Annotated in this window: 23 protein-coding genes; 12 read left to right on the top strand and 11 right to left on the bottom strand. The window is 69.8% G+C overall.

Features of this window, described 5'->3' with window-relative positions; all coding sequences use genetic code 11:
- The first annotated feature begins 120 nt into the window (after positions 1 to 120).
- The gene (locus tag AB0J93_RS15900; RefSeq protein WP_363922371.1) at positions 121 to 789 is read left to right on the top strand and encodes a HEAT repeat domain-containing protein; all 669 of its coding nucleotides are present in this window, start codon (positions 121 to 123) and stop codon (positions 787 to 789) included.
- Positions 790 to 795: 6 nt separating this feature from the next.
- Positions 796 to 1,800 carry a MerR family transcriptional regulator gene (locus tag AB0J93_RS15905; RefSeq protein WP_363922373.1) on the top strand — a complete coding sequence of 335 codons (1,005 nt, stop codon included), beginning with the start codon at positions 796 to 798 and terminating at the stop codon, positions 1,798 to 1,800.
- Between the two features lie 50 nt (positions 1,801 to 1,850).
- Here AB0J93_RS15905 and AB0J93_RS15910 read toward each other — a convergent pair whose 3' ends face one another.
- Both AB0J93_RS15910 and AB0J93_RS15915 read right to left on the bottom strand, forming a co-directional pair.
- Positions 1,851 to 2,699, bottom strand: a complete 849-nt coding sequence (locus AB0J93_RS15910; protein WP_363922375.1) for an IclR family transcriptional regulator C-terminal domain-containing protein — start codon at positions 2,697 to 2,699, stop codon at positions 1,851 to 1,853.
- Between the two features lie 31 nt (positions 2,700 to 2,730).
- Positions 2,731 to 4,188 (bottom strand): amidohydrolase family protein, encoded by a 1,458-nt coding sequence (locus tag AB0J93_RS15915; protein ID WP_363922377.1) that lies wholly within the window; start codon positions 4,186 to 4,188, stop codon positions 2,731 to 2,733.
- Between the two features lie 186 nt (positions 4,189 to 4,374).
- Here AB0J93_RS15915 and AB0J93_RS15920 point away from each other — a divergent pair, with 186 nt between their 5' ends.
- From AB0J93_RS15920 to pdxY, 6 genes are all read left to right on the top strand, one after another.
- Positions 4,375 to 5,571 (top strand): CoA transferase, encoded by a 1,197-nt coding sequence (locus tag AB0J93_RS15920; RefSeq protein ID WP_363922379.1) that lies wholly within the window; start codon positions 4,375 to 4,377, stop codon positions 5,569 to 5,571.
- On the top strand, positions 5,568 to 6,356 hold the full coding sequence (locus AB0J93_RS15925) for a citryl-CoA lyase (protein ID WP_363922381.1): 789 nt from the start codon (positions 5,568 to 5,570) through the stop codon (positions 6,354 to 6,356). Before AB0J93_RS15920 ends, AB0J93_RS15925 begins: the two co-directional genes overlap by 4 nt.
- 12 nt (positions 6,357 to 6,368) lie before the next feature.
- A complete protein-coding gene (locus AB0J93_RS15930; protein ID WP_093405773.1) occupies positions 6,369 to 7,259 on the top strand; it encodes an extradiol ring-cleavage dioxygenase in 891 nt (296 codons plus the stop codon).
- Positions 7,256 to 7,618: a hypothetical protein gene (locus AB0J93_RS15935; protein WP_357584430.1), complete on the top strand. Its 363-nt coding sequence runs from the start codon at positions 7,256 to 7,258 to the stop codon at positions 7,616 to 7,618. The genes AB0J93_RS15930 and AB0J93_RS15935 overlap by 4 nt, the downstream gene beginning before the upstream one ends.
- On the top strand, positions 7,618 to 8,583 hold the full coding sequence (locus AB0J93_RS15940) for a zinc-binding dehydrogenase (RefSeq protein ID WP_363922384.1): 966 nt from the start codon (positions 7,618 to 7,620) through the stop codon (positions 8,581 to 8,583). Before AB0J93_RS15935 ends, AB0J93_RS15940 begins: the two co-directional genes overlap by 1 nt.
- Before the next feature lie 147 nt (positions 8,584 to 8,730).
- On the top strand, positions 8,731 to 9,582 hold the full coding sequence (pdxY, locus tag AB0J93_RS15945) for a pyridoxal kinase PdxY (protein WP_363922386.1): 852 nt from the start codon (positions 8,731 to 8,733) through the stop codon (positions 9,580 to 9,582).
- A 508-nt stretch (positions 9,583 to 10,090) separates the two neighbouring features.
- Here pdxY and AB0J93_RS15950 read toward each other — a convergent pair.
- The gene (locus AB0J93_RS15950; RefSeq protein WP_363922388.1) at positions 10,091 to 10,750 is read right to left on the bottom strand and encodes a TetR/AcrR family transcriptional regulator C-terminal ligand-binding domain-containing protein; all 660 of its coding nucleotides are present in this window, start codon (positions 10,748 to 10,750) and stop codon (positions 10,091 to 10,093) included.
- Between the two features lie 132 nt (positions 10,751 to 10,882).
- Between AB0J93_RS15950 and AB0J93_RS15955 the strand changes: the two genes are divergently transcribed.
- Positions 10,883 to 12,106: a DUF418 domain-containing protein gene (locus AB0J93_RS15955; RefSeq protein ID WP_363922390.1), complete on the top strand. Its 1,224-nt coding sequence runs from the start codon at positions 10,883 to 10,885 to the stop codon at positions 12,104 to 12,106.
- Positions 12,107 to 12,285: 179 nt separating this feature from the next.
- On the opposite strand, the gene AB0J93_RS15960 is transcribed toward AB0J93_RS15955, so the two are convergent.
- The 6 genes from AB0J93_RS15960 to AB0J93_RS15985 form a co-directional block, all read right to left on the bottom strand.
- Positions 12,286 to 13,263, bottom strand: coding sequence for a sugar phosphate isomerase/epimerase (locus AB0J93_RS15960; RefSeq protein ID WP_363922392.1), 978 nt, complete (start codon positions 13,261 to 13,263; stop codon positions 12,286 to 12,288).
- 20 nt (positions 13,264 to 13,283) lie between these two features.
- Complete coding sequence (locus AB0J93_RS15965) at positions 13,284 to 15,416, bottom strand: PQQ-dependent sugar dehydrogenase (protein WP_363922394.1); 2,133 nt, start codon at positions 15,414 to 15,416, stop codon at positions 13,284 to 13,286.
- Positions 15,417 to 15,808: 392 nt separating this feature from the next.
- Positions 15,809 to 16,411, bottom strand: a complete 603-nt coding sequence (locus AB0J93_RS15970; RefSeq protein WP_363922396.1) for a dihydrofolate reductase family protein — start codon at positions 16,409 to 16,411, stop codon at positions 15,809 to 15,811.
- Positions 16,412 to 16,488: 77 nt separating this feature from the next.
- Positions 16,489 to 16,890, bottom strand: coding sequence for an MmcQ/YjbR family DNA-binding protein (locus AB0J93_RS15975; RefSeq protein WP_363922398.1), 402 nt, complete (start codon positions 16,888 to 16,890; stop codon positions 16,489 to 16,491).
- A 62-nt stretch (positions 16,891 to 16,952) separates the two neighbouring features.
- Positions 16,953 to 18,713 carry a DUF6119 family protein gene (locus AB0J93_RS15980; protein ID WP_363922400.1) on the bottom strand — a complete coding sequence of 587 codons (1,761 nt, stop codon included), beginning with the start codon at positions 18,711 to 18,713 and terminating at the stop codon, positions 16,953 to 16,955.
- A 96-nt stretch (positions 18,714 to 18,809) separates the two neighbouring features.
- Positions 18,810 to 19,352: a DUF4352 domain-containing protein gene (locus AB0J93_RS15985; RefSeq protein ID WP_363922402.1), complete on the bottom strand. Its 543-nt coding sequence runs from the start codon at positions 19,350 to 19,352 to the stop codon at positions 18,810 to 18,812.
- A 98-nt stretch (positions 19,353 to 19,450) separates the two neighbouring features.
- On the opposite strand from AB0J93_RS15985, the gene AB0J93_RS15990 reads away from it, so the two are divergent.
- Positions 19,451 to 21,376 carry an N-6 DNA methylase gene (locus tag AB0J93_RS15990; RefSeq protein ID WP_363922404.1) on the top strand — a complete coding sequence of 642 codons (1,926 nt, stop codon included), beginning with the start codon at positions 19,451 to 19,453 and terminating at the stop codon, positions 21,374 to 21,376.
- Positions 21,377 to 21,378: 2 nt separating this feature from the next.
- Here AB0J93_RS15990 and AB0J93_RS15995 read toward each other — a convergent pair whose 3' ends face one another.
- Entirely contained in the window at positions 21,379 to 21,780 is a 402-nt protein-coding gene (locus tag AB0J93_RS15995) for a hypothetical protein (RefSeq protein WP_363922406.1), read from the bottom strand.
- Positions 21,777 to 22,088: a hypothetical protein gene (locus tag AB0J93_RS16000; RefSeq protein WP_363922408.1), complete on the bottom strand. Its 312-nt coding sequence runs from the start codon at positions 22,086 to 22,088 to the stop codon at positions 21,777 to 21,779. Before AB0J93_RS16000 ends, AB0J93_RS15995 begins: the two co-directional genes overlap by 4 nt.
- A gap of 141 nt (positions 22,089 to 22,229) precedes the next feature.
- On the opposite strand from AB0J93_RS16000, the gene AB0J93_RS16005 reads away from it, so the two are divergent.
- Together AB0J93_RS16005 and AB0J93_RS16010 are read left to right on the top strand one after the other, a co-directional pair.
- The gene (locus AB0J93_RS16005; RefSeq protein ID WP_363922410.1) at positions 22,230 to 24,191 is read left to right on the top strand and encodes a class I SAM-dependent DNA methyltransferase; all 1,962 of its coding nucleotides are present in this window, start codon (positions 22,230 to 22,232) and stop codon (positions 24,189 to 24,191) included.
- Positions 24,188 to 25,429 (top strand): restriction endonuclease subunit S, encoded by a 1,242-nt coding sequence (locus AB0J93_RS16010; protein WP_363922412.1) that lies wholly within the window; start codon positions 24,188 to 24,190, stop codon positions 25,427 to 25,429. Before AB0J93_RS16005 ends, AB0J93_RS16010 begins: the two co-directional genes overlap by 4 nt.
- Positions 25,430 to 25,604: the final 175 nt, after the last annotated feature.

The following is a 25,604-nucleotide window of genomic DNA, read 5'->3' on the forward strand; positions in this document are numbered from 1 at the left end:
TCGCGGCCCCCCGGCTCGTGCACCCGGCCCGGCCACCACCTTCTCCCGGTGTTTCCGGCGAGGACGGCTTGACCTTGACAGAGTGACAAGGTCTTCACTGTGCCGAGGGAGGTGGTTGGCATGAGAAAGCCACAGGAGGCCACGGACGCGGTACGGATTCTGCGTGGGCTGGAGAGCGGTAACCCGTCGGTGCGGCTGCGGGCGGCGCTGGCCGTCGGCACGAGCCCCGACCCGGGGGCGATCGACACGCTCGTCGCGCGGTGCGCCGTCGAGCCCGAGTTCTCGGTGCGCGAGATGCTCACCTGGGCACTCACCCGCCACCCGGCCGCACTGACCGTCCCCAGACTCGTCGACGAACTGCGCTCCGCGTCGGCCCAGGCACGAAGCCAGGCGCTGCACACCCTGTCCAAGATCGGGGACCGGCGGGCGTGGCCGGCGATCAGCCGGGCGTTGCTCACCGACGCCGACGACGAGGTGGCCCGCAGCGCCTGGCGGGCGGCGGTCGTCCTCGTACCCGACGGTGACGAGGCCGCCCTCGCCGACGTGCTGGCCACCCAGTTCGGGCGCGGCGGGCGGGAGACGCAGTTGAGCCTCAGCCGGGCGCTGATCGCGCTCGGTGAGGTGATCACGCCGATCCTGCGGGCCGCGGTGCGGAATCCCGACACCGGGGTACGTCAGCACGCGATCGCCACGGAGCGTCTGCTGCGCGACCCGGACGCCGGCTTCGAGTTGGCGATCGAGGAGGCGACGCGCGTGGTGGCCCTCGGCGGCAACGATCGGAGGCGGTGACCGGCGGTGTTGATCGGTGAGGTGGCCCGACGCTCCGGCGTCAGCGCCCGCATGCTCCGGCACTACGAGTCGCTCGGCCTGGTGGAGCCGACGGGACGCAGCGGCGTCGGGTACCGGGAGTACTCAAGCGACGACATCCGGCGGATCTTCCACATCGAGAGCCTGCGGTCGTTGGGGCTGTCGCTGCGGGAGGTCCGGTCGGCGCTCGACGATCCCGGCTTCGCCCCCGCACAGCTCGTGGCGGACCTGATCCAGCAGACCCGGGAGCGGATCGCGGCGCAGACGGAGCTGCTCACCCGCCTGCGCCGGATCGGTGCCGCGCAACCCGCCGACTGGGCGGACGTGCTCCAGACCGTCGCCCTGCTCCACGCCCTCGGTTCGGAGCACGCCGGGAGACGCCAACGCGCCGCCCTGTCCTCGGCCGGCGAGGCAGCGGTACCGGTGGAGGCCCTGGTCGAGGCGGTACTGAGCGAGTCGGACCCGAATGTCGCCGGCGCCCTTCGCTGGGCGCTGGCGCAATCGGCCGACGGCGCACCCGCGCTGCTGGCACCGGGCCTCGACGCACCCGACGCCGAGGTACGCAAACGCGCCGTGCAGTCCCTCGCCGAGATCCCGGACGGTGCCGCGACCGCGCTGCTGCGGGACGCCCTCGCTCACCCCGACCTCGTCGTCCGCAGGTACGCGGCGCTCGCGCTCGGGGCACGTGGCGTGGCCGAGGCGATCCCGACCCTGATCGAGATGGTCGTCGAGGAGACGAACGAGGCCGACGCGGCCGACGCGCTGACCGCGCTGGCCGGGGAGCCCTCGCTGGCGGAGCAGATCGCCGGCCGCCTCGTGGAGCGCCTCGGCACCGACGGCGTCGCCTCACCCGTCCGCAGTCGGCTGACCCAGGCGCTCGCCGACATCCCCGGTGCCACGGCCGCGCGTGCCCTCGCCGAGCTGTCCCAGGACGCGGACCGCACGGTCGCGCTCACCGCCACGTACGTGCTCACGCTGCGCGACAGGCGATAGCGGCGGGAGCGTCGCCCGGCGCGATCCGTTCGTGCGGTCAGCTCGACCGGTCAGGTGCCGGCGTCGACCCGCGCGGCGGGAACGGGGGCGGGCTCGACGGTCGCGTCCTGGAGCGCGCTGGGCACGGCGTCGAGCAGCGCCCAGTCCCGGCTGATGTCGGCGGCGGTGCAGAGCAGGCGCGGCAGGTGCTCCTCGGTGAGGGTGCGCACCGACGTCTCGGCCGCGTGGACGGTGACGTTGATGGCGGCCACCACCCGCCCCCGGCCGTCGCGGACGCCGGTGGCGACCGACCGGATGCCCGGGGCGAGATCCTCGTCGGCGAGGGCCCAGCCCCGGGCCCGCACCTCGCGCAGCGACGCGTCGAGGGCGGCCCGGTCGGGCTGCCAGCGGGGCGTGATGCCGGACCGGCCGGGCACGGCGAGCACCCGGTCGAGAGTCTCCTCGTCCAGGGCGGCGAGCAGCACCTTGCCCATCGAGGTGGCGGGGGCGGGGAAGCGGGTGCCGATGCTCACCCCCAGCGTGATGATCTTCGGTACGGCGACCCGGGTGACATAGACGATGTCACTGCCGTCGAGCTGGGCCATCGACGTCGACTCGTTGGTCTGGGCGACGAGCCGCTGCATGTGCGGCCGGGCGACCTCCCACACGCCCAGGGCGTTGATGTACGTCATGCCGAGTTCGAGCACCCGGGGGGTGAGGGCGAAGCCCCGTTCGGCGGAGCGTACGTAGCCGAGGTCCTCGAGGGTGAGCAGGATCCGGCGGACGGTCGGCCGGGCCAGCCCGGTCGCACCGGCGATCTCGCTGAGCGTCATCACCGGTCGACCGGGCTGGAAGCAGCGCAGGACGTCGAGGCCACGAGCGAGGGCTTCGATGAAGTCGGGTCGGGCGTCGCGTGCCATCACTGCCTGCCTTCCGAGGGTCACGTGCCGCTCAATGCTTCCACTGCGCCGACCCGGCGTCCCACTCGGTGTAGGTGTATGGGTTCTCCTGGATCTTCGTCTCCGGGATGTCGGGGTTCATGCCCTTGGCCCAGGCCTCGGCTCCCATCTCGCCGACCAGGTGGTCGATGGTCTGCTCGACGTGCCGGCGGGCCTTGGCCAGGTCCACCCCGAGCAGCTGGTGGTCGTGCTTGACCAGTCGACCGTTGACCACCACGCTGTGCACGTCGCCGCGCTGCGCCTGGAACGCGACATGGCCGTACGGGTTGAGGATCGGGAACATCACCGGCGAGCGGTCGTTCTTGATCAGTACGAGGTCGGCCTTCCTGCCCGTCGCCACGCTGCCCACCACGTCGTCCAGGCCGAGCGCGCGGCTGCCGCCCCGGGTGGCCCAGTCGACGACCTGCTCGGCGCGCAGCCGGCAGTGGGTGACGGTGTCGGCCCGGGCGTGGGCCTCCAGGTGCTCACGCGAGCGGTCGGCGCCGAGCGTGGTCCGCATCGCGGAGAACAGGTCGCCGCTCCACCAGACGCTGGTGTCCATCGACAGCGACACCGGGATGTCGTGGTGGCACAGCGCCCAGGTGGGCGGGTAGCCCTGCCCCGCGCTCTGCTCACTCTCCGTCGACACCGACACCGAGCCGCCGGTGGCGGCGATGCGATGGTACGAGTCGTTGGTGAGCGTGGCGGCGTGCACGTACACCGTGGACGGGGTCATGAAGCCGTTCTCGTGCATCAGCCGGATACCGTCGTCGTTCGTCGCGCCCCACACCCCGGCGTGCGTGGTGACCGGCAGGTCCAGTTCCCGGGCCACCTCGAACGCGGCCCGCTCGGGGAAGGCCGGGTCGCCGGTGACGTCGAAGGCCAGTTGCAGGCCGAGCATGTCGTCGCGGCTGTGGAAACGACGCTCGACGAAGTCGCGGAACTGCGGGTTTGTCGACCACTCCCACGGTCCCTGCTGGATGTTGCCGTACGCGAGGACGAAGCGGCCGGGCACCTCCCGCAGGGCGTCGACGGCGGCGTCGGCGTGGTCGGTGCTCTGCAGGCCGTGTGACCAGTCGACGGTGGTGGTGACACCGGCGTCGATGGCCTCGATGGCGGCGAGCAGGTTGCCGGCGTAGATGTCCTCGGGGCGGAACAGCTTGCCGGACTCCAGGTAGTACCAGACGAAGTACTGGGTCAGTGTCCAGTCGGCACCGTAGCCGCGCATCGCGGTCTGCCACATGTGCCGGTGGGTGTCGATCATTCCGGGCATGAGGATGCCACCGGACGCGTCGATCTCGGTGGCGCCGTCGGGGGCGGCCAGCCCGACGCCGATGTCGGCGATCCGCTCGCCGACGACCAGGACGTCGGTGCCGGGCAGGACGCGGTGTGTGTCGTCCATGGTCAGGACGAGGGCATTGCGGAACAGCAGGGGACGGTCGGGACTCGGGCCTGATACGGGTGCGCTCATGGCGGTCAACTCCCAGCGGTGGTCGGTCCGGCCACGTCTGCGGACATCTGTCCGTACTGCGGGCGTACCTACGTTGGGCGCAAGTGTGGGTGCCCCTTCCCGGAGGTGTCAACGGTTGACATGGCGCACATCCGCTCGAATACTCGGCAGTCACGGACAGATGTCCGCCTAGCGGTCGGGAGTGGGATGTCGATGGCAGCCGAGCACGGACGCGAACCGGAACCGACGGCGGGCGGTGGTCCACTACGGGGCCTGCTGGTCGCCGACTTCTCCCGGATCCTGGCCGGGCCGTACGCCACCATGCTGCTGGCCGACATGGGCGCCGAGGTGGTCAAGGTGGAGAGCCCCGGCGGCGACGACACCCGCACCTGGATGCCGCCGGTACGCGACGGCGTCTCCACCTACTACCTGGGGATCAACCGCAACAAGCGCTCCATCGCCCTGGACCTGCGCGACTCCGACGATCTGGCGGTGGCCCAAGCCCTCGCCGGCCGCGCCGACGTGCTGATCGAGAACTTCAAGCCGGGCGGGCTGCGCCGCTTCGGCCTCGACTACGACACGGTCGCCGCCGCCAACCCGCGCATCGTCTACGCCTCCATCAGCGGTTTCGGCACCGGCCCTGGTGCCGCCCTGCCCGGCTACGACCTGATGGTGCAGGCGATCTCCGGCCTGATGAGCCTCACCGGTGACCCGGACGGCTCGCCGTACCGGGCCGGCATCTCCGTGTTCGACGTGATGACCGGCATGCACGCCACCATCGGCATCCTCGCCGCCCTGCACCACCGGGGTGTGGACGGCGACGGCCAGCACGTCGAGGTCAACCTGCTCTCCTCGGCGCTGTCCGGCCTGGTCAACCACTCCAGCGCCTACGTCGCCGGAGACACCGTGCCCTACCGGATGGGCAACGCCCACCCGAGCCTGTTCCCGTACGAGCCACTGCCCACCGCCGACGGTGAACTGGTCGTCATCGCCGGCAACGACGGCCAGTTCGCCAAGCTCTGCGAGGTGCTCGGCGTACCGGAACTGGTCGACGACCCACGCTTCGGCCGCAACCAGGACCGCACCGCCAACCGCGAGGAACTGCGCCCACTGCTGCTGGAGCGGCTGCGTACCCGCGGCAAGGACGAGTGGTTCCGCGACCTGATCGCTGCGGGCGTGCCGTGCGCGCCGATCAACACCATCGACGGCGGCGTGGCGCTCGCCGACGAACTCGACCTCCACCCCGTCGTCGAGGTCGGCGCGGGCGACCGGGCGGTGCCAAGCGTCCGGCACCCGATCACCTTCTCCGTCACCCCGGCCCGCTACGACCTGCCACCGCCCGGTCTCGACGAGCACGGCACCGAGATCCGTACGTGGCTCACCGAGAGGCAGGACCAGCCGTGACCAGCTTCCCGACGTCCATCGGCACCTCCGACGCCAGCACCATCCGGCTGCTCGGCCAGGATCTCGCCGCCGACCTGATGGGCCGCGTCGGCTTCGGTGAACTCGCCTTCTGGCTGGTCGCGCAGCGCCGCCCCACCCCGTCGGAGGTACGCGTCTTCGAGGCGGTGCTGGTCGCGCTCGCCGACCACGGGTTCACCCCGACGGCCATCGCCGCCCGACTGACCTACCTCAGCGCCCCCGAGTCACTCCAGGGAGCCCTCGCCGCCGGACTGCTCGGCGGCGGCTCCCGCTTCCTCGGCGTCACCGAGGACTGTGGCCGGTTCCTCGCCGACACGCTCGCCGCCGTCGACGGCCCCCTGCCCATCGACGACGCCGGCTTCGACGACCTGGCCCGCGACGCCGTCACCGCCGCCCGGTCCGCCCGGCGGCTGGTCCCGGGACTCGGTCACCCCGTGCACAAGACCGAGGACCCGCGTACGCCGGTGCTCATCCGCATCGCCGAGGAGGAGAAGCTGCGCGGGCCGCACCTGCGGCTGTTCGAGGCGATCGGCCGGGTCCACCCGGAGGTGCTGGGCCGGACCCTGCCGCTCAACGGCGCCGGGGTCTGTGGCGCGGCCCTGGCCGACCTGGGCCTGCCGGTCGACCTGCTGCGCGGTTTCGCGTTGCTGGCCCGCGCCGCCGGCCTGCTCGGGCACCTCGCCGAGGAACGCCGCACCCCGATCGGCATGGACGTCTACCTGACCGTCGACCGCAACGCCACCTACACCACCCCCGACCCGTCCTGAGAGGAGCCGTCCATGGCCACACTGGCCGCGGTCATCGCCTCCACCCACCACCCCTTCTACTACCGCGCGAGCACCGCCCAGGGTGAGGACCGGCCACCCTTCGCCGACGAATGGGTACGCAAGATCACCGCATTCCGGGAGACGCTCACCCGGGCCCGGCCGGACGTGCTGGTGATGGTCGGCTCCGACCACTTCCACCAGCTGTGGCTGGACAACATGCCGCAGTTCCTCATCGGCAAGGCGCCGTTCTACGACGCCAACTGGTACAACGAGGAACGCGAGTTCGGCCTGCCCCGGATGGTGCTGCGTGGCCAGGAGGACCTGTCGGCGTACCTGCTCCGCGAGGGCCTCGACGCCGGCTTCGACCTGGCGTACAGCAACGAGCTGCGCATCGACCACAGCATCACCTGCCCGATCATCACCCTGCGGCCCGAGGCCGACCTGCCGATCGTGCCGGTCTACACCAACATCTTCGCCCCGCCGTTGCCGCAGCCGAAACGCTTCGTGCAACTGGGCCGGACCATCCGCGAACTTGTCGAGTCCTGGCCCGGCGACCAGCGGGTCGCCGTCGTCGGCACCGGACACCTGTCGCTGGAACTGGGCGGGCCACGGCAGTTCGGCCCGCACGGCCCCGACCCGGAGTTCGACCGCCGGGCGGTGGAGTGGATCGCCAGCGGCGACCTGGAGGGCTGCCTGTCCGAGGTGACCCTGGACAGCCTGCACGCCCCCGGCAACGCCACCCACGGTTTCATGGACTTCATGCTGATGATGGGCGTCGCCGGTGAGGGCGCGAAGGCCGACTACGTCGACACGCTCGACCTGTTCCACACCATGGAGGCGTACTTCACCTGGTACCCGGACGGGGTGCCGGCGGGCGGCGACCAGGGGACGGTGACGTCGTGAGCAGGTACCTGCTGAACAAGTTCCTCTACACCGTCGACCGCGACCCCGACCTGGTCGAGCGCTACCGGGACGACCCGCGCGGCACGGTCACCTGGTGGGAGGCCGAACGCGCCAACCAGATCCTCAACTGTCACGTCCCCGAGGCGAGCACCTGGCTACGCTTCGACGAGATCGAACGGGAGGCGCTGGCCACCCACGACTACGTCAAGCTGTTCGAGTTGGGTGCCCACCCGTTTCTCACCCTGACCCTGTTCATCGCCATGTTCGAACGCGACCACCCCGAACCGTTGGGGTTCCAGAAGGAGTACGCCCGCCGGCTGGCGCACTTCTCACTGCCGTATCCGGACATCGCCACCTGATGGACGCCGCCGTCATCACCGCCTGTGGCCGACCGCCCGCCGTCGCACGTCGCGAACCACCGCGACCCGGCGACGGGCAGGTGCGGGTCCGGGTGGCCGCCGCCCCGATCACCCCGCTGGACGTCCTCTGCGCCACCGGCACCTCGTACTTCGGCCCGCCCGCCACCCCGTACGTGCCCGGTGTCCAGGGCATCGGTCACCTCGACGACGGCACGCCCGTGTGGTTCGCCACGGCGGCCGGCATGCGTCCCGGTGACGGCAGCATGGCCGAACACTGCGTTGTGCCGTACGCCGACGTGGTCGCCCTGCCCGACGGCGTCGACACCATCCTGGCGGCCCTCGGGCTCTCCGCGGTGGCCGCGCTGATGGCACTGACCTGGCGTGGCGAGCTGAGCGCGGGGGAGCAGGTGGTGATCCTCGGCGCCGGCGGCGTGGTCGGTCAGGCCGCGGTGCAACTGGCCCGGCTGCACGGCGCCCGGCGGGTCGTGGCCGCCGCCCGGTCGGCCGCCGCCCGGGAACGGGCCCGGCTGCTGGGCGCCGACGCGGTGGTGACCCTCGCCGACACCGACGACGTGGACACCCTCGCCGGCCGGCTTGTCGACGCCTGCGACGGGCCGGCCGACGTCGTGCTCGACCCGCTGTTCGGGGTGCCGGCCGCCGCGGCGCTGCGCACCCTCGCCCCGCACGGCCGGCTGGTCAACCTCGGCAGCTCGGCCGGCGACCAGGCGCCGTTCGACTCCGCGACGCTGCGCAGCCGCTCCCTGCGCATCCTCGGCTACACCAACAACGAACTGGACCCGGCGCGACGGGCGCAGGCGATCCGGGAGATCGCCGACCACGTCGCCGCCGGTCGACTCGCCGCGACCCACGAGACCGTGCCACTGGCCGAGGTCGCCGACGCGTGGACCCGGCAGGCCGACGGTCGGGCAGCCGGCCGGATCGTGCTGACCATGCCGAGGCGCTGAGCCGCCACCAGCCCGGCCGGCTCACTACCGCCCGGTCGGCTCACTACCGCCCGGTCGGCTCAGTGCCGCCCGGTCGCCCGGCTGCCGGCGCGGCTGGGTAGCGGGACCCCGGCCCCATCGAGGGTCGCCGACCGCCATGATGTGACGGTGAAGATCCTGTCCATCCAGTCCTCGGTCGCCTACGGTCACGTTGGCAACTCGGCGGCGGTGTTCCCGTTGCAGCGGCTCGGCCACGAGGTCTGGCCGGTGCTGACCGTGCACTTCTCCAACCACACCGGCTACGGCGCGTGGCGCGGCCCGCTGCTGGCCCCCGCCGACGTCGCCGAGGTGATCGCCGGCATCGCCGACCGTGGTGTGCTCGGCGACGCCGACGCGGTGCTCTCCGGCTACCAGGGGGATCCGGCGATGGGTGCGGTGATCCTCGACGCGGTGACCCTGGTCAAGACCGCCAACCCGGACGCCCTCTACTGCTGCGACCCGGTGATGGGCGACGTCGGCCGGGGCATGTTCGTCCGGCCCGGCATCCCGGAGTACCTGCGCGACGTGGTGGTGCCGCGGGCGGACATCGTCACCCCCAACCAGTTCGAGTTGGAGTTCCTCGCCGGCCGCCCGACGAACACGATCGACGACCTGCTGGCGGCCGTCGACGCGGTACGCGCCACCGGGCCACGGCACGTCCTGGTGACAAGCGTGCTGCACGGCGACCTGCCGGCAGGCTCGCTGGAGGTGGTGGCCGTGTCGGACGCCGGCGCCTGGGCGGTGACCACCCCGCTGCTGCCGATCACCCCCAACGGCGGCGGCGATGTCACCGCCGCCCTGTACCTGGCGCACCTGTCCACGACGGGCTCGCCCGCCACAGCGCTGGAACGCACCACCGCATCGATCTTCGCGGTGCTGGAGGCCACCCTGGCGGCCGGCACCCGGGAACTCCAACTGATCGCTGCCCAGGCCGCGATCGCCGACCCACCGACCCGTTTCCCCGCCCGCCAGCTGAGGTAGCCACCGACCTGGCCGGCCGCCTGTGGTCGATCCTGGTACTCGCCGACCCGTACCCCAGATGACCGTCGCAACGGGTGACAACCGCCCCGACCGGCAACCTCCACCCCGCGCCCTTTGCTCTGCTTCACCATACGCAATGCTCGCTCTGGGTCACCGCCGCACGGTGATCGCCGGCTGCCGTCAGGTATGCGGCCGCTGCTCAGCGGCTGTTGCGTGGGGTGAAGCAGAGCAAAGGACGGACAGAGACGGGTGGCCACTTCAGCGGTGTGGCTACGGAAGGTGAGCGTCACGCAGGGTGCGGGTCGCGGCTGTGCCGCGAAGGCCCGGAGGTGTGGCGGGTGGAATCGGGGAAGACGCCGCCGGAAGCCGGTCGCAGGTTCGGGCCGACGTCGGTCACGGCCGCCGTTGCGTTGCGCCGGTGGCCACCCGACAGCAGGGCAGCTGGTCGAGTAACTGCCCTGTTCGGCTGCCCTGGCGTCGATCGTCGAGCCCAACCGTCCCGGTGATGTCACGGGTTGGTGCGGTGCCGGCCGGTCTCGGGGCTCTCCGGCGAGGCCGGTGGTGGGTGGCCCACGGCGGGCAGGATGGCCTGGTCGACGATGGCCGCGAGGGTCTGCTCGTCCGGCGGGGCTCCGTCGTCGAGGAACCGTTTGAGGGTCAGCGCCTCGCCGATGTCCACCACGACCGGGGTGAGCAGGGCGGGGTCGAGTTGTCCCCGGTCGGCGTAGTGCCGCAGCACAGTGCTGGTGAAGGTGCCGCCCCGGACGTCGAAAACCCGGGTGTAGAGGGCTTCGACCAGCTCGGGTTGGCTGTGTCGCTCGGTCAGGATCCGGGTGGCGGCGGTGCCGGCGGGGCTGACGATCCAGGCGACGAGCTGCCGTAGCGCCTCGATCAGGTCGCCACGGAGGTCGGTGGCACCGGGCGTCGGGCGTTCCACGGGGTGGGCGTCGAGCATCGCGTCGAGCAGCAGCTCGGTCGGGGTGGACCAGCGGCGGTAGAGCGTGGTCTTCCCCGTCGCCGCCCGTCGGGCGATGCCCTCCATGGTCAGACCGGTGACGCCGGTCGCGGCCACCTCGGCCAGGACAGCAGCGTAGACCGCGCTGATCAGGTCGGCGCCGCGCCGCCGGCTGCGAGCCGCTGCCGCAGGAGGCGCGTCCGCCCCGGTCACGGCTGTTGCCTAGTTCTCACCGGGCCCAGCCTAGGGCACGGCGAGGTGTCACCACCCCGATCGTTAGGTACGGCAGCGTATCTTATTAAGATACGCTGCCGTACCTAATCCTTCGCGGAAGGTGACCGACGCATGTCCCGACCCCTCCTCCCAGCTCATCCCTCACCCGGCGACGTCCCACCCGGACCGAATCCACCCGGGCGCGAACCGACCGGCGGCCCGACCAGCGTCCGCTCACTCGCGCCGGACCTGGCCCGCGGCGCCATGCTGCTCCTCATCGCGCTCGCCCACGCCCACATGCACCGGTACGGCGACGAGCCCTCCGGTTACCGTGGCTACTCCACCGACGGCGGGTTCGCCGACCGGATCGTCGCCGGACTTCAGGTGCTGCTCGTCGACGGCCGTGCGCTGCCGATGTTCGCCGCGCTCTTCGGGTACGGGCTGGTGCAGTTCGCGGACCGGCGCACCGCCGCCGGCGCGGACTGGCCGGCGACCCGTACGCTGCTGCGCCGGCGAAGCCGGTGGCTGATCGGGTTCGGCCTGGTGCACGCCACCCTGCTCTTCTTCGGTGACATCCTGGCCAGCTACGGCCTGCTCGGCCTGCTGCTGGTCGGGATGCTCCGGGTCCGCGACCGTACGCTGATCGCGGTCGCCGCCGCCGGCACCCTGGTCTTCGCCCTGCTCTCGCTGGGAACCGGCTTCACCATCACCGAGAACGGTTCCCCGCCACTGCCGACCGCCGAGGCGAACCCGCTCGACGCGATCGCCGCCCGGCTCACCGTCTGGGCCTTCCTCGCCCCGGCCCTCGCCGTGGACGTGTTCGCCCCGTTCCTGCTCGGGATCTGGGCCGCCCGGCGTCGGCTGCTCGACCAGCCGGGGCAACACCTGCGGCTGCTGCGCCGGGCCGCCCTGGTCGGCCTGGCCGTGGCGGTCGTCGGTGGCGCTCCGCTGGCGCTTATCGACGCCCAGGTCTGGACGGGCTGGGGCGACGGCGTCGCCATCAGCGCCTACGCCGTGCACGGGGTCAGCGGGATCGCTGGAGGACTCGGGTACGCCGCGCTCGCCGGCCTGCTCGCCCACCACCTGGCCGGACGACGCAACCCGGTGGCTACCGCGCTGGCGGCAACCGGCCAGCGCTCGCTGACCTGCTACCTGCTCCAGTCCGTGGCCTTCGTCGCGATCTTCGCACCGTTCACCGCCGGTCTCGGCGGAAGCCTCGGCGATGCCGGTGCCTCCGCCGTCGGGGTAGCGGTCTGGCTGACCACCGTGTTGTTGGCCGAGACGATGCGCCGCGCCGGTCGGCGCGGACCGGCCGAGACGCTGCTGCGCCGCCTGACCTACCGCACGTCGCGCTGACCGGGGACCACGCTCACGCCCGTCGCGAAAGGCCATCGTTCACTTGGTGCCAACCGAGCGGCGACGTCGGGCCGGCGGTATCGCGGTGGTGACGCCGGGCCAGGTTGGCGACGCGGACCGGGGTGTCGGGACCGACTCGTGATCGGCCCCGATACCCCGGTCATCCGGCAACGCGGCCGTCAGTACCGCAGATTGCGCAGGTAGCGGTAGCCGACCTCGGCGGTGTGCTGAGGCGTCACGTCCGGAGTGTCGTTCTCCACGATGTACTCCAGCACCGAGTGCTTCCGGAAGATCCGCGCGAAATCGATCATCCCGGTGCCGAGGTCGGCCATGTCGCCGTCGGCGGCGTGCCGGTCCTTGACGTGGTACTGGAGCACCCGCTGCGGGGCGGAGCGGATGACGTCCAGGGTGAAGCCCTCAGGGTCGGTCACGCCGGCACCGGATTCGATGCCGCCGGTGACCGCCCAGTAGATGTCGATCTCCAAGTGGACGAGCCGGGGATCCAGTTCCTCGGTCAGGACGTCCCACGGGGTGCGACCGCCGCCGAGGTCGATTGTGAACTCGTGGGCGTGGTTGTGGTAGCCGTAGCGCAGCCCGGCGCGGGCCGCCGCGGCGGCCTCGACGTTCATCTGCTCCGCCCACCGCTTCCAGTCGTCGGCGTTGGCCGAGTAGAGGTACGGCACCACCATGAACTTCTGACCCAGCGTCACCGCGTTGCGGATCTTCTCCTGTAGCGCGGCCGGAGTTTCGCTGATCCCGTCGTGGCTGGACGTGGCCTTGATGCAGATGCTGTCCAGGAAGCGACGCAGCTGGGCGGCGTTGCGGCCGAAGTAGCCCAGCGCCAGCTCCACCTTCGGGTAGCCGATCCGGGCGAGGTGTCGCAGGGTGGCGTCGTACCCCGGCTCGCCGTTCAGCGCGTCACGAACCGTCCACAGCTGAATGCTGATCAGCCCCGGCGGCACCCGCCGCCGACCGACGTGCCCGTGCCCGGGGCCGGGTCCATGCCCTGGGCCGTGCTTGGGACCGGCGGAGGCGGCCGTCGCGCCCGCCGTGGCGAGGCCGACACCGGCCATCGCGGCCACCGAGCCGCGTAACAGGCCCCGCCGGTCGAGGACGGAACGCCGCAGCGCGGCCATCCCGTCGTAGCCGTAACACATGATGACTCCTCTCGTGGGTCCTACACGCCGGGTACGAGCACGACCTGGTCGGTCCCGGTCAGCGGCGGCAGTCCGTCGTCACCGGGGTCGGTGTAGGAGGCGACGAACACGGCGGACAGGTTGTCGGTCTCCGGGTCGTGCCCCGACGGGACAGTGGTCAGGATCGAGCCGGTGCAGCCGTTGGCGGTGGTCTGCGGGTGGCCGTGATCGTCGTGACCGAGGATGTAGGTCACGCTGACCCGGGCGCAGTCCACCGGCTGGTCGTCGGTGACCCGTACCTCGTACCGGACAGTGTCGCCGAAGGCGAAGGGTTGGCCCTCGACCGGCGCGATCAGCTCGACCACCGGCACGGCGTTGCCGACCACGACCCGCACCGAGGCCGACGCCGAGCGTCCCTTCCGGTCGGTCGCCTTGAGCGTCGCGTCGTAGCTGCCGTTCTCGCGGTAGGTGAAGGTCGGGTTCGCCGACCGCGAGTCGACCCGGTCGTCGTCGTCCAGGTACCACTCGTACCGCAGTCGGTCGCCGTCCGGATCGGTGCTGCCCGCGCTGGAGAACTCCACGGTCAGCGGGGCCAGACCCGCGGTCTGGCTGGCCGAGACCGCCGGAATCGGGCTGCGGTTGCCGCCCCGACCGACGTGGTCGATGCGGGCCAGCTGTGCCTCCGGGTTCTCGCTGAAGAAGCCGTCGCCGTACTCGAGGACGTAGAGCGCGCCGTCGGGGCCGAACTCCAGGTCCATCGGGTTGTCGAAGACGACCGAGGGCAGCACCGGCTCGATCCCGTCGAGCTTGCCGCGCCGGTCCAGCTGGAACGCCTTCACGTAGTCGCGGGTCCACTCGTAGAACAGCGGCTTGCCGTCGTAGTACGCCGGCCACGCCACCGGGTTGCGGCCCCGGGTGGTCGCCCGGTCGAAGCGGTACGCGGGACCGGCCATCGGGCCGATGCCACCGGTGCCCAGCTCGGGGAACTGCGCGGAGGCACCGTAGCCGTACCACACGTCCGGCTGCTGCGTCGCGGGCAGCTTCCGCAACCCGGTGTTGTTCGGCGACTCGTTGACCGGCGCCGAGCAGTCGAACTCCGCACCGGACTCCTCGGTGGCGAAGTCGTAGTCCCGGTACGGCAGTTGCGGGGTGATGCAGTAGGGCCAGCCGTGGTTGCCGGCCTTGCGGGCCACGAACCACTTGCCGTGCCCGGCCGGTCCGCGCAGCGGGTCGGGCTGGCCGGCGTCGGGTGAGTAGTCGGCGACGTACAGGTCGTCGGTCTTGCGGTCCAGTTCGATCCGGAACGGGTTACGCAGACCCATCAGGTAGATCTCCGGGCGGGTGTCCCGGGTGCCGGGCTTGAACAGGTTGCCCTTGGGCACGGTGTATCCGCCGTTGGCGCCGACCCTGATCCGCAGGATCTTGCCGCGCAGGTCGTTTGTGTTGGCGCTGGTGCGCTGGGCGTCGTACGCGGGATTGCGGCCGGGCCGCTCGTCGATCGGGGCGTACCCGCCGGACTCGAACGGGTTCGTGTCGTCCCCGGTGGACAGGTACAGGTTGCCCTTGGCGTCGAAGACGATGTCCCCGCCGACGTGGCAGCAGATGCCCCGGTCCACCGGCACGTCGATGATCCGTTGCTCGGTGCGCAGATCCAGAGTGTCGGAGACCAGGCGGAACCGGGACAGCCGGATGACGCCCTGGAACGGCGCGAGTTCCTCCTCGGTGCCCCAGGTCGGCGCGTCACCCTCGTTGACGTCCGGGGTGGACGGATCGTCGACCGGGGTGTCCATCGGCGGTGAGTAGTACAGGTACACCCAGTTGTTGCCGCGTCGGCCGAAGTTCGGGTCGACGGCGACGTTCTGCAGGCCCTCCTCGTCGTGCTGGTAGACGTCGAGGGTGGCGGCGATCGTGTTGCGGCCGGTGTCGGGGTTGTGCAGCCAGACCACGCCGGCGCGGGTCACGTGCAGCACCCGACCGTCGGGGAGTACGGCGAGGTCCATCGGCTCGCCGGGGCGGTCGTTGAGGGTGACCTTCTGGAAGGCCGTGTCGGGTGGGGGAGTGGTGGTGCCGGGCGCGGCCGTGGGGGTGGTCGGCGCGGCCATCGAGCTGGCGGGCGGGGCGACGAGTGTGATGGTCGTCAGGCCGGCCACGGCGAGCGCGAGTCGTCTCTTCAACTGCCTCTCCTTGGTGTGAGGACGGGTCGGGCAGGTCGGGACGTACGGTTCTGGGCTTCTCCTCCGGGTGTCGGGCAGCACCGAATGGCCCGTTGGGCCGCCGGTGGGCGGCGCGGGCGCAGGAACTGGGAGTTGGGGGTAGGTGTCCGAGGGGCCGTCGGAGGTCACGATCGAGGCGCTGGCCCCCGGTGGCGTTCACCGCGTCGTAACATCCGGGCTGAAGTTAACAAAAGAGATGTCGATGTGTCCATGGCTTCTGCCAGGTTTAATCGAACTTTCGGCCACGATGGCGAAAGGATCGTCCACACACGAAAAACCGCCCTCGGGTCCGGCGGGCGGGTCGTCGGGCCCTGAGGGCGGTGCAGGTTGGACCGAAGGCTCGGCGTGACCCGTCAGGCCACCGGGTCGGCGTCGCGGGCGCCCCGGACCGCGTACCGGTGCATCGTCACACCCTGATCGAACGACGCCTGCTCGATCAGATCCAGCTCGACCGGCTCGTCGTGCGCGTCGAACAACGGCCGACCGGTGCCGAGCACCACCGGGTGGGTGAAGAGTAGAAGCTCGTCGAGCAGCCCCGCCCGCAGCAGACCGGTAGCCAGGGTGGCACCGCCGACCCCGATGTCGCCGTCGGACTGCGCCCGCAGCCGCGCGAGTTGCTCGATCGCGTCGTCCCCACCGATGACCCGGGTGTTGTGCCCGGCGCTGTCGCGGGTGCGCGAGACGAGCACCTTGGGCATCGAGGTCCAGATCTCACCGTACTCACGCATGAAGTCCGGCAGGGACTCGTCGTCCCGTGCGGCCGGCCAGAACGCCTCCATCGTCTCGTAGATCGTGCGACCCTCGACCATCAGCGACATCGCCCGAGCCCGCGCGTTGAACTCCCGGTGCAACGACTCCCCGATGCGCATCCAGTCGCCGCCGCCCTGCTCATTCAGGGCGCGCTCGATCCGCAGATCGACCGACACGTTCATCCAGTACACGAACCGACCCGCCATGCTGTCTCCAAGTGTTGGTGATCTGCAACTGCTTCCGGCTCGACGTCAGGCGCCACCGACACGTGGCCACGGCACCGTCAGGGCGATGGCGATGTCGGCGGGGTCGCCGGAGAGTGTCGTTCGTCGAGCCGGGCGATCAGGGTCCGAGGTGCCACCGCCCGGTAGCCGTCCTCAATGATCTCGGCCAGCTCGGCCCCGCCGATACCCGTGTCGAGGCGTACGCCGACCCAGCCGCGATGCCCCACGTAGGGCGGGCGGAAGTACGTCTGCGGGTCCTCCGCGATCAGCTCGACGGCGGCACCCGGCGGCGCGGCACACCACAGGTGGGCGAAATCGTCCTGATGATGGCCGTCCGGCCAGACGGTGGCGAACGACCTCTTGCCCCGGACGAACCAGGTCGGGGTGCCGTGACTCAGCCGCTCGCTGACCTCGGGAAGACGCAGGCAGGCCCGCCGGACGATCGCCACCATGTCGGTCATCGGCCCACGCTACGACAAGGGTCCGACACGTCCAGGCAGCCGCCGTTACCGGACCTCCCGCTTCAGACCGGCGGGATGGCGATGACCTCGACGTCGACGCCCTCGTTCCGCAGCGTCTTCATCGCCTGGTAGAGCGCCACCTGAGCGAAGGTGAAAAGTGAGTCGACGGTGACCTGCCGGCTGCCGCCGAGCGCGATGGCGTAGACGACCTTGCTGGGGCGGAAGTCCTGGCCGAGGTTCCGTCCGTTCGGCTGCTGCCGCACCACGTCGAGGAATCTGGCGCGTGCGTCTGCCTGGTAGCGCAGCGCCTCGTAGGAGACGATCCCCTGGGCGAAGAGGTGGCTGAGCGGGGAACTGCTCTTCGCCCGCTTGACGTGGATCAGCTCGCCACCGGGGCCGAGCAGATCGCACGCCTCGATGCCGCGGGAATGTTGCGCCGTACGCAGCAGCTTCTTGTCCAGAAGAACCAGGCCGGGGTCGCTACCTGCCGCCGCCCGGTTGTAGGAGTCCTCGTCTTCGATGTCGACTGTCCAGGGCGGCAGCGTGATGTCGGACGGCCGAGCCAGGATCTCGGCGATCTCACGCCGCAGGAAGTCACGGTGCCGCTCGCCGATCTCGTACCAGTTGCCCTCGTGGAGCAGCAGCTGACTGGTGCCGACGGCCACCTCCGCCGTGATCCAACGGTAGAGCCTGCTTGACTGCATCTCCTCGTTGCCGCTGGCATCGGCGTAGAGGGTGAGGGTGCCGGTACGCAGCCCGTCCCACCGGTCACCGTTGAGCGCTGCGTTGGTGTGGGCCAGGATCGTCGGCAGATCCAGCTCACCGGTCAGGGTCGCGCCCCGCCCCGACTTCGGGACCCGGATCCGGTACGACCTGATGTGCTCGATGTCGCCGACCAGGTCACCGGGCACGGCCAGGCCGAGACCAGGTGGGTCGGTCAGGGCCAACCGCTCGTCGAGGATGTCGCGCAGTCGCGGCACACGCGGGTCGGACGGCGGCACCGGGCGGATCTGCGTGATGAACTCCAGGTCGGCGGGCGGCGTTTCCTCCTGGCAGACCCGCTCGATTTCCCGCAGGTCCGCCAGGAGCCCACCGGGCTCGACGCAGAGATGGATGTGCAGGGCATCGCCCCCGTTGATCCGGGTCGGCTTACCGCTCAGCCGGCAGACGGAGAGCCGCATGTTGTCCGTACGGCCGCCCACCTGGCCGACGATCTCACCCCACTTGTCGATGCCGTACTTCCAGATGGGCTGGCCGGCGGGAACGAAGCTACGGTCGACTCGTCCGCTGGCGCCGACCATTCTGCGTCGGACCTGCCGGATGTCACTCGGCATGAGTGCGCGGACGGCGAACGACACGCCGAAGGTCCGGTCGATTTCCTCCTGGTCGACCATGTGGCGGCCCAGCGTTCCATACGCCAGGGCGTAGGCGCGCTCGTCGACAACCAGGAGCAGGGCGCCGCCGCCGCTGCTGTAACCGAGATCCACCTCCTCGCCGGTGAGCCCGGCGATGATGTCGCACCACTCGGCGCGGGGGCGGGGAACACTGCCGTGCACCAGCAGGGCCGGCGCGTCGGCCACGAATCTCGGCACCGGCTCGAAGCCATTGTCGTTCAGATAGCGGAGGTTGAGTGCCTTCCGCAGACCGTCGGGCGTGGGGGAGACCCGAAGGCGGTAGACGGTGGTGGGGTGGGTACCGGGTGTGGCCGGCGGCACCGGGCTGTCGAAGAGCGCCGGCTGATGCGGATCGAGCCGGCGACGGTCCTTGCGGTTGGTGGGGCGGGTGCTGGAGGCGGCCGGGGTCCGGTTCGTCGCACTGCGCATCACGATCTCCTCGCGTAGAGATTCGGGTGGGCGGTCCGTGCGGAGTGGCGGGGGTCGAGGGCAGGCTTCGCGGCGCCCGCCCTCGACGCATAGGGCTCAGCCGAGGGCGACCTCGACGCCGCCGGAGAACGGCGAGTCGTGCAGTTCGAGCTTGGTGAGCTTCACCTTCTTGGGGATGTCGAAGACGACGACGCCGGTGACCTGGTTGCCGGGGTTGATGTCGTTGAGGAACGTCTCGGCGTTCTCGTTGGCGTAGAGGCCGGCCGTGCCGTCGGCGGAGTACTCGGTGCCGTCGGCCGCGTACGCCTTCTGGCTGCTGCCATCGAACATCTGCGCTTCCTTGCCGATGTTCTTGACCTTGACGGTGATCAGGCAGAACTGGCCCTGCGCGGTCGCGCCGAGCAGGTCGCTGCCGACCTTGCGCACCCCGCACTTGCTGGACTTGACGGTGAACTCGAACTTGCCGTCACGAGCCGGGTCGCCGATCTTCGCCGCCATCTTCTCCTCGCCCTTGGCGGCGCTGTCGCTGTCCGAGCTACCCGCGTTGGCCGTGGTGCCGGCGTCGTCCGTGGCACCGGCACCGCAGCCCAGCCCGATGAGGGCGGTGGCGAGCAGAGCGATCGTCGTGGTCTTGCGCATCGTTGTCCTCCCGTTGTTGCGTGGCGGCGTCAATCACAGCATTATCTGTGAACTGTGTCAACGGACATGATGCTTGACGGGTGTGACACACTCCGAACGTGCAGGCAAACACGACCATCACGGCAGCGGAGATCGCCCGGCTCGCCGGGGTCGGCCGCGCTGCGGTCAGCAACTGGCGCAAACGACACGCCGACTTCCCCGCCCCCGTCGACGGGACGACGAGCAGCCCCGAGTTCGACCTAATCCAGGTCGAACAGTGGCTACGGGCCCAGGGCAAGCTGGCCGAGACGACACCCGCCGACCGGCTCTGGCGGCGTCTCGCCCCGGCCGGCGAATCCCCGGCCGCCGCCCTCGCCGCCGTCGGCGCCCGCCTGCTGGACCGGCAACGCGGCAAGCGACCCCACCGCCCGACGGATGCCCGCCTGGCAGCGCTGATCCCCGACATCGACGCGCTGGCCGACGAACTCAGCCCGCAGGGTGCCTTCGACGAGCTGTGGCAACGCTTCAGCGCACCCGGTCCCGGGCGCCCCTTCGCCACCCCCGACGACCTCGCCGACCTGATGGTCGGGCTGGCCGGCGTCGGCGGCGGCTCCGTCCTCGACCCGGCCGCCGGCACCGGCGCCCTGCTGCGCGCCGCCGTCCGCGCCGGCTGCACCACCGCCTACGGGCAGGAACTCGACGAGGACCTGGCCCGACTCGCCGGGCTGTGGCTGGCGCTGCGGGAGGCACCCGGCGAGGTAAGCGTCGGCGACTCGTTGCGCGCCGACGCGTTTACCGGCCACACCTTCGACGCCGTGGTCTGCCACCCGCCGTTCGGCGCCACCAACTGGGGAGACCAGGAACTCGGTCACGATCCCCGGTGGATCGTCGGCACCACCCCGCGTACCGAGCCGGAACTGGCCTGGGTGCAGCACGCCCTGGCGCACCTGCGGGCCGGCGGGCACGCCGTACTGCTGATGCCACCAACCGTGGCCAGCCGCCGCGCCGGCCGGCGTATCCGCGCCGAACTGCTGCGCCGTGGCACCCTGCGGGCCGTCATCGCACTACCGGCCGGAGCGGCCGCGCCGCATGGCGTACCGCTGCATCTGTGGGTGTTGCGGCGACCCGCGACCGACGCGCCACCACCGGCGCGGACGCTGCTTGTCGACGCGGCCGGGGGCGAGCTGGCGGAGACCGGGCCACGCATCGTCGCCGCCTGGCAGGCGTTCAGTGCCGACGACGAGATCGAGGAGGCCGGTTTCGCCCACGCGGTACCGGTGATCGAGCTGCTGGACGAGGAGGTCGACCTCACCCCCGCGCGCCGGCAACCCGCCGTCGCGGGCGCGGCCACCGGAGAACAGTTGGTACGCACCAGAGAACGTCTCGCCGCCCTCGTCGGTGACCTGCCGGCGCTGCTGCCACAGGTCACGCCGATCCCGGACGAGCCGGAGGCGGAGTTCCTGACCGTGGCGGAGCTGGTCCGCTCGGGCGCGGTGCAGCTACTCGGCCCGATCCGCGCCACGTCCACCGAGGCCGCGGCTGCCGGGGATGACGCCCCCGCAGCCGACGCCCCGCCGGTGCTGACCGTCCACGATGTGCTCGACGGCGACGGTCCGTCCGGCAGCGACGAGCGGCTCGGGCAAGAGATCGCCCTCGACGTCGGGGACGTGGTGGTGCCGATGATCGCCCGGCAGCTCACCGCCCGGGTGGTGACAACACCGGGCGCCCTGCTGGGGCGCAACCTCTACCTGTTGCGACCCAACCCGACGGCGTTGGACCCGTGGTTCCTCGCCGGGCAGCTGCGCACCTCGGCAAACGAGAAGCAGGCGTCGAGCCTCTCCGGCACGCTGCGCTTCGACATCCGGCGGGCCCAGGTGCGCCGGCTGCCACTGGACGCGCAGCGGGCCACCGGCGAGGCGTTCCGCCGGCTCGACGCCTTCGAGTCGGCGATCCGGCAAGCGACATCGCTGGGCGCGGAACTGGTCCAGCTCACCGCCGACGGCCTGGCCCGGGGTGTGGTGCGATCCGACGGTGCGCCGAAATGAGGTCAGACCTCCAGAATCTCCCAGCCGTCACCGAGCACCACCCGGATCTGGTCGGGCCGCGAGGTGATGACGCCGGCCTGGTTGACCATGGCCACCCAGGCGACGTGACCGGCTCCGAGCCGGCCGGTGTGTCGGGCCATGCTGCCGATCGTCGGTGCCTCGTCGTCGCTGTCCAGATCCACGGCGGGCAGCACGGTACGCACGACGGGATTGCGCCGCAGCATCCGCAGCAGTTCGTGCTCACCAGGGTCCAGCAGGCTGTACGCCTCCAGCAGGCAGACGACCGGAACCGCCACGCTGCCTTCTACGTCGGCGACTTCGACAAGCGCCTCACCGATGGCCGGCACTCCGTGCACGTACGCCAGCAGCGCGCCGGTGTCGAGCACCCAGTACGGACGGCTCACGCCGCCGAGCGCCGGTCCAACTCGGCCCGCAGCTCGTCGACCGGACGCCCCAGCAACTCGGCGACCCGGGCGACGGCCGCCTCACGCGCTTCGGGCTTGACCTGGTGGCCGGCGAGCCGTTGGGCCGCGCCGATGGGGTCGTACGGAAACTCGCCGTGTCCGGCGGCCCGGAGCGCGGCGCGCATGTCGTCGGATATCCGACGCCTACGCAGCGCCTCGGTGACGTACGCGGAAACCTGGCGGGCCGGAAGGGCGTCCAGTTGCTCGGCCACGTCATCGGGTACGGAGATCGTCACACGCCGACTCATACACCGGAGCCTAGCGGAGTATGAATCGTCCGTCAGCAACGCCGCGCTGACGTTCGGTTGATGGTCCCCGCCGAGCGGAGGACCACAACAAACCAGGACAACGGCCATACTGCTTCACTCAAGGCGATCGAAAGGAAACTGGTGAGCACCAAGCACCACGAACTCGCGAACTTCATCTGGTCGGTGGCTGACCTGCTGCGTGGCGATTACAAGCAGTCGGAGTACGGGCGGGTGATCCTGCCGTTGACGGTGTTGCGGCGGTTGGACTGTGTGTTGGAGCCGACGAAGGACGCGGTGCTCGCCAAGCACGCCCAGCTCAAGGGGTTGGGTGTGCAGAACATGGATCCGGTGCTGCGGAAGGCGGCCGGGTTGTCGTTCTACAACACCAGTGAGATGTCGTTTCGCAGGCTGCTGGGGGATCAGGATCATGTGGCGTTGAACCTGCGCGCCTACATCGGCGGGTTCTCCCCGGGCGCGGTGGACGTGTTGGACAAGTACGGGTTCGACACGCAGATCAGCCGGCTGGCCGAGGCGGGGCTGCTGTATCAGGTGGTCGCCAAGTTCGCCGACATCGACCTGCACCCGGACGCGGTCTCGAACCACCAGATGGGTTACGTCTTCGAGGAGCTGATCCGGCGGTTCTCCGAGATCAGCAACGAGACGGCCGGTGAGCACTTCACCCCGCGTGAGGTGATCCGCCTGATGGTGAACCTGCTGCTCGCCCCGGACGAGGACGACCTGGTGACGCCGGGGATCGTGCGTAAGGTGTACGACCCGGCCTGCGGCACCGGCGGCATGCTCACCGAGGCCCAGGACCACATCCAGGCCAACAACCCGCACGCCACGGTGGAGGTGTACGGGCAGGAGTTGAACGGTGAGACGTACGCGATCTGCCGTTCGGACATGATGCTCAAGGGCGGCGACCCAACGAAGATCACGTTCGGGAACTCGTTCAGCCAGGATGGCCACGACGGTGAACGCTTCGACTACATGCTCGCCAACCCGCCGTTCGGGGTGGAGTGGAAGAAGGTCGAGAAGGTCATCAAGGCCGAGCACGCCCGCGGCCACGCCGGCCGCTTCGGTGCCGGCCTGCCGAGGATCAACGACGGGTCGCTGCTGTTCCTCCAGCACATGATTTCAAAAATGAAACGCCCCGAGGACGGGGGCAGCCGACTGGCGATCGTGTTCAACGGCTCGCCGCTGTTCACCGGCGCGGCCGGCTCGGGCGAGTCGGAGATCCGCCGCTGGATCCTGGAGAACGACCTGCTCGAAGGCATCGTCGCGCTGCCCGATCAGCTGTTCTACAACACGGGCATCTCCACCTACTTCTGGATCCTCACCAACCGCAAGGCCCCGGCCCGCCGCCGCAAGGTGGTGCTGCTCGACGGCCGCGACTACTGGACCAAGATGCGCAAGAGCCTCGGCGACAAGCGCAAGATGCTCACCGACGAACACATCACCGAGCTGACCCGCGCCTACGTCGAAGCCCTGACCATCGCCGACGACCCCGACCACCCGCAGCACGCCAAGGTCAAGGTCTTCAAGACCACCGACTTCGGCTACCGACGCATCACCGTTGAACGCCCCCTCCGCCTCCGCTTCGAAGTCACCGAAGAGACCGTCGCCCTGCTCGCCGAGGCACGTGCCATCGTCAAGTACGCCGACCGCGAGTCACTGCTCGCGTCCGCCGAAACCCTCATCGGTACGGAGTCCACGAGCCGTGCCGACTTCGCGATGAAGCTGAGCGGCCTCGGCAAGCTGCCGACCCCGGTGGAGAAGGCAGTCTGGGAAGCATTCTCGGTCAGCGACCCCGAAGGCGAGATCCAAACCGACCGCAAGGGCAACCCCCTGCCCGACACCGACCTCCGTGACAACGAGAACGTCCCCCTGAACGAGGAGATCCACGACTACCTCAAACGCGAAGTCCTACCCCACGTCCCCGACGCCTGGCTAGACGAAACAAAAACCAAGATCGGCTACGAGATTCCGTTCACGCGCCACTTCTACTTCTACACCCCGCCCCGGCCACTTGCAGAGATTGATGCCGACATTCATTTACTGGAGGAAGAGATCCGGCATCTTCTAGCCGAGGTTGCGAAGTGAAGAACGACAGCTTTCGTCCTACTGCACTTCGTCACCTGATAACCTGCTTGGACGGGCGCCGAGTTCCGCTGAATTCGGAACAGCGCGCAGAGATGCCCGGCCCAGTTCCTTACTGGGGTGCGAACGGGGTGGTGGATCATGTAAGCAGGCACCTCTTCGACGAGGCACTGGTCTTGCTAGGGGAAGACGGTGCGCCATTTTTTGAGGCCGGCAGAGATGTTGCCTTCCTGGTTAACGAGCCGGTCTGGGTGAATAACCACATTCACGTGCTTCGGCCGAGAGGTGTCGATCCTCGTTTCTTGACATATGCGCTGAATGCGGTTGACTACTCCCGATACATCACAGGCTCTACCCGCGACAAGCTGACGCAGGATGACCTCAGGCGGATTGAGCTGAATATTCCTGACCTGCAGGAGCAGCGGCGAATCGCTGATTTTCTCGACGCTGAGACGTCGCGAGTTGACGCTTTGAGGCGCACTATGGGTCGGTTGCGCTCCCTGTTGATTGAACGTCGAAATTCGGTAGTTCATGGCTATGTCACCGGCCTTAACCACGGGGCGGAGAGGGTGCAAGGCCTCCTACACTGGGCTACGAGCCTGCCGGCTTGCTGGCCAGCGGTTCGTCTAAATCTCCTCGCCGTCATGGGTAGTGGCCACACGCCGAGCAGATCCCACGAAGAGTGGTGGGTTGATTGCTCGATCCCTTGGATTACCACAGGTGAGGTTAGTCAGGTCCGCGACGATCGTCGGGAGGTAATAGATCAGACGCGAGAGAGAATCAGTATTGTTGGCATGGCCAATAGCTCTGCAAGACTTCATCCGGCCGGAACGGTGGTCTTGTGTCGGACCGCCTCGGCTGGCTACTCGGCCGTAATGGGCGCAGACATGGCGACCAGTCAAGACTTCGTGACATGGACTTGTGGACCTAGGCTCGATCCCTACTACCTTCTTTGGTGCCTACGGGCCATGCGTTCGGATCTCCTTGGCCGGCTCGCAATGGGATCGACCCACAAGACGATCTATCTTCCTGACTTGCAGATGCTTCGAGTTCCGGTTCCCCCAATTCAGGAGCAACGACGGATCGTAGAGCGGATTCGCCAAAGTAACGCTCGAATTGATGCTGCGGTCGATGCTATCGATCGTCAGATGGCTCTGCTCGCAGAGCGGCGGAGCGCGCTTGTAATTGCGGCGGTTGCCGGGCGGTTGGACGTGACGGCTAAGCGGGGCGAGGAAGGATGAATGACGGACCTCGACTCGCGATGAGGGTCTCCGACCCCGGACGAAATCGTTAGTCACCTGAGGGAATCAACAGATTGTGACGGAGAGGAATATCAGATTCGGTGGTTGGTCGGGTGAAATCGGTATTCGAAGATGCATTCGGAGGGGACGACGAGAGTGGCGAAGGGTAGTGGGC

This window comes from Micromonospora sp. NPDC049374 (assembly GCF_040677165.1).
Taxonomy (GTDB): Bacteria; Actinomycetota; Actinomycetes; order Mycobacteriales; family Micromonosporaceae; genus Micromonospora.